We start from the raw sequence: 12,319 nt of genomic DNA on the forward strand, positions 1-12,319 counted from the left end.
TTCAAATTGTTTCCGACTGATGTCACTTGGATAGCTTTTCCTCACCTGTCTTCCCCCCTCATCCCCTCTATTTTATCACTGGACCGGATGGTTGGCTAGATACTAAACAGGTTCTAAGACAACTTCGACCTTTGAGATAGCCAACCGCTATGCCGTGGTGGTCAAGGGAAAGGAAACATTTCTATATGAAGATTGCGGTAAATGGTTTGTACTAATGAAGTCATAACGATATCCGGCATAAGAAATAGCATAAATGCTTCTATATAAGGATGGCAGTCATGTTCCTATTTGGGTTCACTCTGTATTGCACCCCGGAACCTTTTCTGGTATTATTTAGATAAACTCGCACTACTTGTTTTGATCGATACGGAAAAGGTGGTTTCAGCCTGGAAGGAGCGCAATATGACCAACAAAGAGCGGATTGTTCGCTTGATACGGCTTTTTCAAACGCAAACAGATGAGGACCATCCCATTTCGACCTTTGAAATCATCGACTATTTCAGTAGACTTGGGGCGGTTATCGACCGGGAAACCATCCGTGACGATGTGGACACATTAAACGCCTGCGGGATAGAGATCATTATACTGGAAGGCCGTCCCAACCGCTACTATTTTGCTGACCGCAAGTTCCAACTCCCGGAGCTGAAGCTACTGGTCGATGCAGTGGAGGCTTCCAAGTTCATCACCGCGAGAAAGAGCGATGAACTGGTGAAAAAAATCATTTCTATGGCCAGCGCAGATCATGGATCGGAATTGAACCGGCACCTGTACACAGTCGGCAGAATCAAGCCGGAAAATGAAAACGTCTATTATGTGATCGACGCCATCTTTCGGGCCATCAATGGGAGCGGAAAATCGCGTTCCAGTATTTTCGATATGACGTGCATCGGGAGCGGGTCCCCCGGCACGGAGGGGAGCCATTTGTCCTCTCCCCTTACGCCATGCTCTACAATGAGGATAAATACTATGTCCTGGGGTACTATGAGTTCTTTGAAAAGATCACAACATTCCGCGTGGACCGTATGGGTGTTCCGGAGGTTCTGGATGAGCCAGCCCATCCAAAGCCGGAAGGTTTCGACCCGGTTGATTATGCAGTCAATGTTTTCAGTATGTATGAGGGCAGTCTGGAAACCGTGGAGCTGCTTTGCGAAAACAGCGTGATGGATTCCATCGTGGACCGCTTTGGTGAAGATGCGGACACAGAGGCGGCGGACAGCGGGCATTTTACGGTGAGGGCGCAGGTTTCTGTAAGCCAGACGTTTTTTGCGTGGGTATTCCAATTTGCCGGAGAGGTCCAGATTGTTGGACCAGCTGCGGTTAAGGAGCAATATCAAGAGATGCTGCGTTCATCTCTCGCACCAGGCTCCGACCAGGTGACATGACGCGCTAAACGGGGAAATAAAAAAAATTCGCGGATAGTGCGGTGATTTCGCCGCACTAACTTTTTGCCCCATTGACTTCCCTTCCAGCATATGCTATAATTGCCCTATCGTGAGCAGAAGCTCACGATAGGGGGGGATAATGATGCGAAGCAAGAATCCTGAACTGATGAAGAAGATCAAGGCTTTTGCGGAAAGCTATTACCAGGAACATGGCAAAACGCCATCCAATAAGGTCCTAGCCGAGGCTATGGGCATTGGCAGGTCTACGGTGTACTATTACCTGGTGGAAATGGCGAAGCGCGGCATGATCTCCTATGAGAACGGAGAGATTTCTTCGGAGAACATCCGTAAGCTGACGCCGGAGGTCAACCATGCGGCGCTGGTAGGTTCGATCCCCTGCGGTGAACCGGACGAGCGGGAGGCTATGGTGGAGGAATACATTCCCCTTCCGGTTTCCGTGTTCGGCAACGGTGATTTCTATGTCCTGCGGGCCTCCGGCGATTCCATGACAGACGCTCAGATCAACTCCGGCGATCTGGTTGTGATTGAAAAAACAGACGTTGCCCATGTGGGAGATATCGTTGTGGCCCTGACGGATGACCGGCTCAATACGTTGAAACGTCTTTGCTATGATGATCGGAACAGGTGTTACTATCTGCATCCGGAGAATACAGATTACAAGGATATTTATGTAAGCAGCTTGCGTGTCCAGGGAGTGGCCAGGCACATCATCAAGGCGCTATGATGGAGGCAGATTTATGACGGAAGGAATTTCGCAGAGCGTACAAAACAGCTCGTGCGGTTATTATTATACACAGGGACCGGTTGTGCGTGCAAGCAGGGCCAGCCCCCCAGGAGGTGTTTCTTGTGAGTTCATTTTTTTCTGACATGGAAATTGAGGAACTGGCAGAAGGGTTGATGCGCCAGTATCTCGGACAGCAGCGGGATATTCCGCTCCGGGTAGACATAGAGGGTTTCCTCACCGGCTACCTGGGCCTTCCTCTGAAATACCGCAGCTTCGCGGAGGATGATTTCAGTAAGATCGGCTTTATCTCAGACGGCATCACGCCGCTCCGGATCATGGACCGGCACCGCCCAATTCGAGAGGTCTTTCCGAAGGGGACCGTTGTGTTGGAAAAGTGCCTGCAAAAACGGGGCGAGGAGGGCCGCAAAAGATTCACCGTTGCCCATGAGGCCGGACACTACATCATGGACAGGACGGTCACAATGGCGTCCTTCCATCGGGAATACGATAGTGAGCGCGCTTACAGTTCCCAGGAGCTAAAGGAACTGCTGAGTTTCCGGGAGAACAGAGTGGACAGGCTTGCGGCAGCGCTGCTTATGCCAAGATTCATGGTACATGAAGTGCTGAAAAGGTTTGATGTCTCTGAGCGGATCGCCATTTACGGAAACAATCTTCTGCGCCTGGAGGACAAACTGCTGGTCCAGAAAATGGCGGGTGTGATGGGAGTTTCCTACACCGCTTTTTGCATCCGGCTGAAAGAGCTGGACCTTTTGGAGCGACATGACATTTCTGAGTACATCGCCCATGAAATTGGGCTTGGAAGTGAGGTGGCGGTACTATGAAATCAGCCTGTCAGACCCAGGTAAGCCCGGAAACCGTCCACAAGCTCCGGCTCTCCCGTTCGGAAACAGAGGGACTTTCCCTGCGGGATATCCGCTGTCCCTACTGTGGTTTTCTTGTGGAACGGGTGTTTTCAGATGTTACCGGCCACAAGATGGTCCATTGCAGGAAATGCAAAGAGGAATATCCTGTCAATCTTGGGTATTTCCGACAAGCCAAACGCCAAAAGAAGTACGATGGTTTTCATTACCATCGCCAGCACAGATAACTAAGAATATAAACCCTACAACTTCTAATCGAGCAAGCGGAGAGAAACCGGTATAAGCTGGTGGAGACTGCCAAGCGCCGTACAAGGTTGGAGCGGTTGTGGTAATAGTAACGGGCTTACTATTCCATAACTGTTCCGATGTGTACGGCGCTTTTTGCTTGCCTGATTTTGCCTTGTATGGTGATAAAAGACCTTCCATGCTGTGTTCGGGAAAGGAGAATCATGAATTACGATGCTATTGAAACAGGAAAGAGAATCCAGGGACTTCGCAAGGAAAGAGGGCTGACACAGGTGGGGCTGGCCGAACAGTTACATATTAGCTTGCGTTACCTGCAAAAACTCGAGTCAGGGGAACGCGGTGGTTCCATCGAAGCATTAGAGGAAATTTCGACCTTTTTCCATGTGAGCCTTGACTATATTATTTCCGGCAAATTGCTGAATGTTGAGATGCGGTCTCAACTTCTAAAGATTGCGGATACGCTTAAACAAATGGCCTTAACACAGTAACTCCCCGAAAGAGGGGTAGTAAATGCGGCAAAACTACCCCGACAAGGACGTCTGAAAATCTCGGGATATCTGCTAGAATTTACCTATCAGAAGATATAGCTTTTCTGATGGGAACCTTGAGAACAGAATACGCATTTCATCAGGCACATTCCCATATGTACAAAAATGCAGAGCCAAACAGGTTGGAGCGCCATGATCCCGAAAGGGTGAGCGATACATCCTCCTGCAAAGGGCAGGCTGCTCCCGCTCGGGCGATGACAGCATAGGGGGATAATGATACTTCCGTAACTCGCGGCCCGGCCACAAAGAAGGCGGGGAAGCCAAGCGCTTATGGAGCGGATTCGCAAACCGCCGCCTGATGATTTCCCCGATTCCGGGGGGCCAGGGGCAAATTGGAATCGCGAACAGGCTATATTCAACGGCCGGTACGACGGGCCGTTGCACAGATATGAACGCGAAGGAGTGTACGCAATGGAACAGAAATACCAAGAGTTTTATCGCGGCGAAATCTACTACACCGATGTGAGCGGCATGTCCAGGTGCAGACTGGCAACTATGCAGCCCGTCCTTGTCCTTCTGACCGACCAGGGGCTTTACGATACGCCAACCGTTGTTGCCGTGGAAGCAAGCTATGCCGTTGGGGAGTCCTCCCAGCCCACCCATGTGGAGCTGAGCGATATCGGCGGTCTGCCCGGCAATGTGATGTTTCAGCTTGAAACCTCTCACCCCATTGACAAGCGCCGCCTGAGAGAGCGGGCTGGGAGATTGAGCGATAGACAGATGGAGATGATTGATGCCGCGCTGCGGGCGGGCTTTTACCTGGGAGATGAGGACAATCTGCCTTTGGAGGTGGGAGCGCCGTGACAAGCACATCCCAGCTATTACAGATTGACCCAGAGTTCGAGAGCAAAATACCTCCGTTGACGGAGGATGAATACCGGCAGCTGGAGGACAATATTCTTTCCGAGGGTGCGGTCCTCATGCCTCTCATTGTGTGGAATGGCATTATCGTGGATGGCCATAACCGATACAAGATTGTGCGGGAGAATCCCCATATTCCCTTTACTGTACACGAAAAGGTCTTTGAGAACCGCTATGAGGCCCTCAGCTGGATATGCCGTAATCAGCTTGGCCGCAGAAACCTGACCTCGATCCAAAAGAAAATGCTCATCGGCGACCGGTATGAGGCCGAGAAGATGGCCCACGGTGCAAGCGAAGGTTTTCAAGGTAATCAACACATCAAGCTGGTATGTGGCCAAAATGACCACACACCCGAATCGGGAAAAACGCGGAAAAGGATCGCTGCGGAAACAGGCACCAGCGAGAGCTATGTGAAAAGAGCGGGGCAATTTTCCCAGGGGGCCACCGCCGCCGAGGAGGTGTCCCCCGGTTTCCGTCAGGAGGTCCTCTCCGGGAAAGTCAAACCGACCCAGCGAGAAATGCAGATGATCGCCAAAGCGGAGCCGGAAGAACGCAGGTCCATTATGGACAAAATTTTCTGTCCCGGAACGGTAAAGGCCGATAAAGAATCCTCTGCCCTGATAAAGAAAATCTCAGAGGATATGGCGAAGGAGAAACCCGGCATGACGCCGCAAAAGGCGGTAAAGCAGTTTGAGTGGAAGATCACCAGGGTCCTGCAGGACTTTGACGATACCTTTGACCAGTGGCCCCAGCTTATCTCCGATGAAATCTACCGGAACCAGGTGACGGCCACTTTACAGGATTTGAAGAACTACATTTTACAGATTGAAGGAGGGAAACGATATGAATGGGACCGTGACGCAAGAAAAATTATATCGTGAGATGTACATCGACAGCTCTGAGCTGCTGATCCCCCGCGACCTGTACCAGCGGAGCCTGAACAATGGCCGTGTCCGGCAGATCGCCGCGAACTTTGACGAGCGGGTCGCCAACGAGCCGAAAGTAAGCGCGAGGGACGGCGGGTATTTCGTGTTCGACGGCCAGCATACCGTGGCCGCGAGGAAGCTGCTGAACGGCGGCGGGGACCTGCCAATCCTCTGTAAGGTTTACACGGGCCTGAATGAAAAGGAAGAGGCGCTCCTGTTCGCCCAGCAGACCGGCTTTGCGTCAAAGGTTTACCCTGGCGCGAAAATCCGGGCCCTGGTGTTCGCCGGGGAAGAGACCGCCACTGCTTTTGTAAAGGCCACCGAGAGCGCGGGCCTGCGGCTTTCCTTTAACCAGACCAGAGGAAAGAACCGGATCGGCTGTGTCTCCGCCGCGTACAGGCAGTTCCAGAGCCTTGGCGGAGAGATTTACGCGGAAGCGCTGGCTGTGATTGCTTCTGCCTGGAAGGGGCACAAAGACTCGTTGCGTACAGAAAGCATCCAGGGTGTGACCGGCTTTGTGGGTATGTACCACGACGAGTACGATCCCAAGCGCCTGGCCAGCCGCTGCCGCAAATTTGACCCCATGCACATCACTCGCAGCGCGAATGCCGCCGGGGATGCGCTCCCTGTGCCGCAGAAATACGTCTTTGAGGTCTGGAAGATTTACAACGGCAGCAGCCGGACGCACGCTTTATCGTTGAAGCTATGAGGAATAATTTTCCGAATAGAGACAAACCGCCCTTACATAGATTTCATCACAGGAGGGAGTTTTATGGAATCTATTCACGCCAATTTTGGAGATATGCAAAACATCGACATCCGCACCGTAAACCCCGCCACTCTGCGGGATATCGAAGATGTGACAATTGATACCAACCAGCCAAAAGCGGAGCGGCTGAAAAGCTACATAGAGCAGATCGGCAATCCCTACTGCTACCGCCACGGCAAATATGTGGTAAAGGTCAGCTTTGCCAATACTGACAAAACCTTGGAGGACTGCCTGCTCTCCTACCTGCGCTCCAAATGCTAAGCGCCTTTGAAAAAACACTTGACGTCATCGAAAGTCTGTGGTAAGCTGTCCCCAGGACAAAATCAGCGCTCTCCGATGGCTGTGAAGTGTTTTCTTGATTTACACTGAACAGTTAGGAGAGAGTATCATGGAAGAAATGACTGCCCAGGTGTGGAACGCCTGCGGCTATGTTCGCTTGTCCAAAGAGGACGGCGACAAGGAAGAAAGCAACAGCGTCACGGGTCAGAAAGATTTGATCCGGGACTATTTGTCACGCAACCCGGAACTGCGGGAATGTGGCATGAAGGTGGATGACGGATTCACAGGCTCGAATTTTCAGCGGCCGGCCTTTCAGGAGATGATTGCCGAGGCCAAGGCTGGAAAATACAACTGCATTGTGGTCAAGGACCTCTCCCGGCTCGGCAGAAACTATCTGGAAACCGGGGAGTACATTGAGCACCTGTTTCCGTTTCTCGGTGTTCGGTTCATTGCTATCAACGACCATTTCGACAGCATGAATAGCCATGTGGAATCCGATGAGCTGCTTGTCCCCTTCAAGAATCTTATCAATGAGGCATATTGCCGGGATACGTCAGTCAAAATTCGGAGCCAGCTTGAAATCAAACGCCAGCGCGGAGATTTCATCGGCTCCTTTGCCGTTTTCGGCTACAAAAAGGACCCCGCTGACCATCACAAGCTGATGATTGACGAATTTGCCGCCGATGTGGTGCGGGACATCTTTGACTGGAAACTGGAGGGCGTAAGTGCCATTGATATTGCCTCCCGGCTAACTGTCAGCGGAATCCCTACCCCCATGGACTATAAGCTGTCCCATGGTATGCGCTACACCACGGCTTTCCGCGTGAAAGAACGCTCGGTGTGGAGCGCCGGGATGGTGCTGCGAATCCTCAAGAACCCGGTCTATACCGGCGTTTTGGAGCAGGGCAAGGTCACCACTCCCAGCTATAAAGTCAAGCGTTTGGTGCATAAGCCCCGCGTAGATTGGGCTGTGGTGGAGAACTGTCACGAGGCCATCATTGACCCATTTGACTTTGAGATAACCCAACGCATCCTGACTCTGGACACCCGCACGGCGAAGGCCGGACAGCCAGTGGAGCTCTTTTCCGGCATGGCGTACTGCGGCGAGTGCGGCGGGGCGATGGTGCGGAAAATCGTGTCGGCGGGCGGCAAACGGTACGCCTACTATGTTTGCGCCGCCCATAAGAATGAGAAAACCTGCCATTCCCACAGCCTGCGCACGGAGGCCCTGGAAAAAATAGTGCTGGAATCCCTGCGGCAGCACATCCGAGAGGTCATCGACCTGTCCGCACTGTTGGAGCTGACCGACGTGGCAAAGCTCCAGCAGGCAAATATGCGCAAGCTCCAAGCCCGCCTGGACATGAAGCAAAAGGAGCTCGACCGCTGCCACACCCTGCTCCGCTCGCTGTATGAGAGCCTGAATGACGGCATCATTGAGGAAAAAGAATATCAGGAATTAAAAGCCACCTACCTGCGCCAGCGGGACGAGGCCGAGGTGCAGATCGACCGCCTCCGGCAAGAGATGGGCCGGGAGATGGAGCTGCCCAACCACAGCTGGATAGAGCAGTTCCGCAAGCACCAAAAAATTTCTTGCCTTGAGCGCCGCCTGGTGGTGTCGCTGATCGAGCGGGTGATGATCTATCGCGACCGCCGGGTGGAGCTGGTATACCGCTGGCAGGATGAGTTCCAGGCGCAAAGTGATCTGGTCCGTCAGGCACTCCCCGAGAGGAGGGCTGTCTGATGGCAAGGACGAAACGCAAGGTCAACCCACTGGCTCCGGCGGCAGAGCAGGCCGCTCCACAGCAGCGAATATACAAGGTGGGCGGCTATGCCCGGTTATCTGTTGAGGACAGCGGCAAGCCAGGGGCCGACACCATCGAGGCCCAAAAGGAGCTGATCGAAAGCTACATCGCCGCCCAACCAGATATGCAGTTCTGCGGTCTCTACTGCGACAACGGACGCACCGGGACGAACTTTGTTGAGGTAAGATAACGTAACCTTTTTTGCAGAGGGTGTTATCTTACCTCTTTTTGATGTATGTTAGATAGCATAACTCTTTACGTCGGCTCCTATCTGTCTGAAATAGGAGATACTTTCGGTAGGCTTGTCGCCTGTATCAACTCTGCCGACAAAGCTATAAAAGATTTCGATTTTGCGGGTGTTCGTTTCCTTATCCAGTTCGTGGATAAGAATACGGTCAATAAATTCATGGACGTTTTCGTAGGTCAGTTCGGTAATGGTGGTGTATCTGCGTACCAGTGCGACAAACCTTTTCACGTCTGCGCTGCGCTCGGTAGCGTTGTCGATTTCCTGTGTCAGTTCCGCAATCCTCCGGGTCAACGTCTTTTTTTCTTCATCATAGCCGGAAGTCAGAAAAGCAAACTGTTCATCTGAAAGTTTCCCTAAAGCGTTGTCCTCGTAGAGCTTGCGGAATAAGATATTCAGCTCGCTAATCCGGTTCTGTGCCTTGTCAAGCTCTTTCCGCTGCTGCGTCAGCGTCTTTTGTACTGCCTTTGCGCTGCACTCGTTGGCGGTTTCGATAAACTCCTGTTCGTGCTCTTTCACATAAGACGTTACGCGCTGCAAGTCTGCAAGGACAAGTTCTTTCAATACGCTTTTGCGGATATAATGCGTAGTGCAGAGCATATCATTTCTTGCCCGGTTGCGGTAGTTGCCGCAAGTATAGGCGTGTTTCCGTTCAAGCGTCCCGGCTCCGCGTACTGCATACATTTTGTAGCCGCAGTCCCCGCAAAAGAGCAGCCCGGAAAACAGGTCGATTTCATCAACCTTTGTCGGGCGGTGCCGGGTGGCAATCCGCTTCTGTGCAAGTTCAAAGGTTTCTTCATCAATCAAAGGTTCGTGAGTGTTGGGGAAGAAATACCTTTTTTCCTCCGGGTTCTTTTTCGTCTTTTTCGACTTATAAGATACCTTGTAGGTTTTCCCGGTTATGGTATGCCCTAAATACTCTTTCCTTGTCAGAATGTCGTACAGCGTCTTGTCGGGCCAGTTGTACCATGCGTTGAGCTGTGGGCGGGGGTGGCGTTTGCTTCCTGTCCTGCGGTAGCGCAGTTCCCCGACGGTCAATATCTCATTGTCCCGCAGCCAGTTCTGGATTTCACACATACGGTCGCCCCGTACATACATTGCAAAAATCTGTTTTACGACGTGCGCCGTTTCCGGGTCGGGTATCAGATGATTGCGGTTATCTGGGTCGATAAGGTAGCCGTAAGGGGCTTCGCCGTTGACGCGCTCGCCTTTCTGCGCCTTTGCCTGTTTGACAGCCCGGATTTTCTTTGAAGTGTCGCGGGCGTAAAACTCGTTGAACCAGTTCCGCAGAGGGGTAAACTCGTTATCTTCCCTTGCGGTGTCTACACCGTCGTTAATGGCAATGTAGCGCACTTCATATTCGGGAAAGACAATCTCTATCAGCTCCCCGGTTTTCAGATAATTACGTCCCAGACGAGAAAGGTCTTTTGTTATGACGGTCGCCACGTTCCCGGCTTCAACTTCATGCAGCATGGCTTGAAGCCCCTCACGCTCAAAGCTCACGCCGGAAAATCCGTCGTCTACGAAAAAGCGCGTGTTGAAAAAGTGGTGTTCGTCAGCATACTTTTGTAAAATCAGCTTTTGGTTCTGTATGCTTTCGCTTTCCCCGGCTTGCATATCTTCCTGGCTCAATCTGCAATATAAAGCGGTAATCTTGTCTGTCTGTAACATTTTGTCCTCCTTTCCGACGACAGACAAGCATGGTATTTGTACTGTCTATATTATACCACATACCGCTGCCTGTGTCATGTATAAAATGTGAAGAAACGCCCTATTTTCGGGCGTTTGCGGGGTTCAGCTCCATGTCTTTGCGAATGAGCTTCTTTATCTTTTTATCCAGTGTGTCCGTCGCGTGTTCACTTGCGGACGAACATACAAGGTAAGTAACTTTTCCGATTTTATGCTCCGTTGTGGTAACGGGCGTTTGGTTTTGCGTCAAAGAAAATCCCCCTTTCTTTCGCAAACATATAATACAGTCTATGAATAGCAGCAAGTCCACTATTCAAGAAAACAAAGGCTTTAATCGGACGGTCATTAGCATAACCTCATGGGAATTGCACCCCCGCATGGTTCTCATGCAGCCCTACCCATTGCCTGCGACGCTCTTAACGCTCGGACTGTGGCTGTAAGGAAGTATCATTGTATATTCTGCGTGTCGTCGCCCGCAAGCCGCTACACTTGCTTTCCGGCGCGGTGTTGGTCGCTCGGCTGTCCGGGCGGGGATAACCTCACCCGGATAGCGTCATGGCGCACCCGCCGTATGGCTCGGCGCAAAAGGAACGTATCCGATTTGCCCTATGTTCTGCGCAAGAGTTGCAGCTATGCTGCAACTCTCGTTATCATTGCGCCGCTTTCTTTTTCAAGGTTCAAAATGGCTGTGCTGTCCGCGTCAGCAGCGGAACGGAAAAGGGGGAGAGAGAAAGCGTCCCGCCGCCGTTGCGGTTATTCCTCTGCCTTAAAGGTGAGGACAGCCATCATCAGTTTTGCTTGCAGCCGTTCCCGAATGTCGTGGTCTACGCCAAAATAGACGTTCCCACGCTCGTCGTACAGCTTCCGCATGGAGAGGCGGGCTATGTAGCCGCTGAAATGCTGCAAGACAATCTTCATAGCGTCCGGGTCGCCCTTTGTCGCTGCCAAAATGACAGGATAGGGAACAAGGGCTTTTTCCGGGTAGCCGGGTTCGTTACCATTCGTCCCATTCATCAGCATTTTCCTCCAGATATTTTCTTAATTTCTCAAAAGAGCTTGTCCGCCTGTACTGTATCGTGCTTCTCGACGTGTTGAACAGCTCCGCAATCTCGGTATCGTTCATTCCCTCGAAGTAATACAGCAATATGGCTTTGCGCTTTTCTTCCGGCAAAGTACGGATTGCTTCAAGAAGCAGCTTTGGCGTGATCTTCTTCCCGGCTTTCTCAAAGACTGTTTCGGCGGCTTCACGTTTGAAATATTCATCAAACGTATGAAGCTGCCGCGCTTCGTCTAAGGTCATGTCGGAAAAGGTCACTTCCTTTGCCTTGTGTCTGCGAAGTTCTCTATGGGTGTCGCAAGCTTCATTGTGCAATACCGTATTACAAAACTTCTGAAAAGCACACTGTTTGTAAAACTCCCTGCTATTAGGTTCCACATTCTCACCTCCTTTCTCGTTGGAAAGTTGGTGGTGCTTCCCCCCTTTTCGCGGGGCAATACGGCGTTTTTCAAAAACGCCGAAGATTTTTTGAAATTTCTTCAAAAATTTTTTGAACGTACAAAATGCGCCCGTCCGAAAAGCCCGGACGGGCGCATAGGCATTGTAAGCAGTATCCAGATGATTAGACAGTTCATATATATAAGCGTAGTTTCCCCCGGTGGTGGGCGGGCTTTTTTTGATAAGTCAATAACTGTCGGATTTTGTCGATATGCTTTTTGCTTCATGGCGGCTACCTCCTTTAGCCGCCGATTTCAACAGTGATACCGCGTCATTCCTTGAGAAGATAAAAAAGAAACGGCGGATTTGATATTTCAAAACCGCCGATAGATTAGATATTGCGTAAAAAGGCATACAAAAACATCTGCTCCTCTAACGGTTTTTTTCTTTCCCCGTTAAGGGAGCAGATAATATTATTTAAGGATTGTGTACAGTTCAAAAAAACTTTCCTC

16 protein-coding genes and 1 pseudogene are annotated in these 12,319 nt (G+C 51.3%); 12 read left to right on the top strand and 5 right to left on the bottom strand.

The annotated features are described in order from the left end of the window. Positions 1-881: 881 nt before the first annotated feature. The 12 genes and pseudogenes from U8U68_RS22805 to U8U68_RS17070 form a co-directional block, all read left to right on the top strand. Positions 882-968: pseudogene (locus tag U8U68_RS22805) on the top strand (hypothetical protein); the annotation flags it as partial. A gap of 141 nt (positions 969-1,109) precedes the next feature. Further along, positions 1,110-1,382 carry a WYL domain-containing protein gene (locus tag U8U68_RS22810; protein ID WP_496196386.1) on the top strand — a complete coding sequence of 91 codons (273 nt, stop codon included), beginning with the start codon at positions 1,110-1,112 and terminating at the stop codon, positions 1,380-1,382. A 139-nt stretch (positions 1,383-1,521) separates the two neighbouring features. After that, positions 1,522-2,127 (top strand): LexA family protein, encoded by a 606-nt coding sequence (locus U8U68_RS17025; protein WP_322202932.1) that lies wholly within the window; start codon positions 1,522-1,524, stop codon positions 2,125-2,127. A gap of 122 nt (positions 2,128-2,249) precedes the next feature. Further along, the gene (locus U8U68_RS17030) at positions 2,250-2,969 is read left to right on the top strand and encodes an ImmA/IrrE family metallo-endopeptidase (protein ID WP_322202934.1); all 720 of its coding nucleotides are present in this window, start codon (positions 2,250-2,252) and stop codon (positions 2,967-2,969) included. Continuing rightward, the gene (locus U8U68_RS17035) at positions 2,966-3,235 is read left to right on the top strand and encodes a hypothetical protein (RefSeq protein ID WP_322202936.1); all 270 of its coding nucleotides are present in this window, start codon (positions 2,966-2,968) and stop codon (positions 3,233-3,235) included. The genes U8U68_RS17030 and U8U68_RS17035 overlap by 4 nt, the downstream gene beginning before the upstream one ends. Before the next feature lie 222 nt (positions 3,236-3,457). Next, positions 3,458-3,742 (top strand): helix-turn-helix domain-containing protein, encoded by a 285-nt coding sequence (locus tag U8U68_RS17040; RefSeq protein ID WP_322202938.1) that lies wholly within the window; start codon positions 3,458-3,460, stop codon positions 3,740-3,742. Between the two features lie 471 nt (positions 3,743-4,213). Beyond that, positions 4,214-4,606 (top strand): type II toxin-antitoxin system PemK/MazF family toxin, encoded by a 393-nt coding sequence (locus tag U8U68_RS17045; protein WP_322202940.1) that lies wholly within the window; start codon positions 4,214-4,216, stop codon positions 4,604-4,606. Continuing rightward, the gene (locus U8U68_RS17050; RefSeq protein ID WP_322202942.1) at positions 4,603-5,544 is read left to right on the top strand and encodes a ParB N-terminal domain-containing protein; all 942 of its coding nucleotides are present in this window, start codon (positions 4,603-4,605) and stop codon (positions 5,542-5,544) included. The genes U8U68_RS17045 and U8U68_RS17050 overlap by 4 nt, the downstream gene beginning before the upstream one ends. Further along, complete coding sequence (locus tag U8U68_RS17055) at positions 5,507-6,298, top strand: DUF6551 family protein (RefSeq protein ID WP_322202944.1); 792 nt, start codon at positions 5,507-5,509, stop codon at positions 6,296-6,298. The genes U8U68_RS17050 and U8U68_RS17055 overlap by 38 nt, the downstream gene beginning before the upstream one ends. 63 nt (positions 6,299-6,361) lie before the next feature. Beyond that, a complete protein-coding gene (locus tag U8U68_RS17060) occupies positions 6,362-6,619 on the top strand; it encodes a DUF6870 family protein (RefSeq protein WP_322202946.1) in 258 nt (85 codons plus the stop codon). Between the two features lie 127 nt (positions 6,620-6,746). Then, positions 6,747-8,378, top strand: coding sequence for a recombinase family protein (locus U8U68_RS17065; RefSeq protein WP_322202948.1), 1,632 nt, complete (start codon positions 6,747-6,749; stop codon positions 8,376-8,378). Next, complete coding sequence (locus U8U68_RS17070; protein ID WP_322202950.1) at positions 8,378-8,629, top strand: recombinase TnpX; 252 nt, start codon at positions 8,378-8,380, stop codon at positions 8,627-8,629. Before U8U68_RS17065 ends, U8U68_RS17070 begins: the two co-directional genes overlap by 1 nt. Before the next feature lie 48 nt (positions 8,630-8,677). Here U8U68_RS17070 and U8U68_RS17075 read toward each other — a convergent pair whose 3' ends face one another. From U8U68_RS17075 to U8U68_RS17095, 5 genes are all read right to left on the bottom strand, one after another. After that, positions 8,678-10,354, bottom strand: coding sequence for a DUF4368 domain-containing protein (locus U8U68_RS17075; protein WP_160228697.1), 1,677 nt, complete (start codon positions 10,352-10,354; stop codon positions 8,678-8,680). A 100-nt stretch (positions 10,355-10,454) separates the two neighbouring features. After that, positions 10,455-10,682, bottom strand: coding sequence for a TnpW family protein (locus tag U8U68_RS17080; protein WP_022741221.1), 228 nt, complete (start codon positions 10,680-10,682; stop codon positions 10,455-10,457). Between the two features lie 443 nt (positions 10,683-11,125). Beyond that, on the bottom strand, positions 11,126-11,386 hold the full coding sequence (locus tag U8U68_RS17085; RefSeq protein WP_002590583.1) for a helix-turn-helix domain-containing protein: 261 nt from the start codon (positions 11,384-11,386) through the stop codon (positions 11,126-11,128). Beyond that, positions 11,367-11,807, bottom strand: a complete 441-nt coding sequence (locus U8U68_RS17090) for an RNA polymerase sigma factor (RefSeq protein WP_002569188.1) — start codon at positions 11,805-11,807, stop codon at positions 11,367-11,369. Before U8U68_RS17090 ends, U8U68_RS17085 begins: the two co-directional genes overlap by 20 nt. Positions 11,808-11,908: 101 nt before the next feature. Beyond that, positions 11,909-12,094, bottom strand: a complete 186-nt coding sequence (locus tag U8U68_RS17095) for a hypothetical protein (protein WP_009243795.1) — start codon at positions 12,092-12,094, stop codon at positions 11,909-11,911. Positions 12,095-12,319: the final 225 nt, after the last annotated feature.

Origin of the sequence: Acutalibacter intestini (assembly GCF_034334985.1) — a bacterium.
GTDB lineage: Bacteria > Bacillota > Clostridia > Oscillospirales > Acutalibacteraceae > Acutalibacter > Acutalibacter intestini.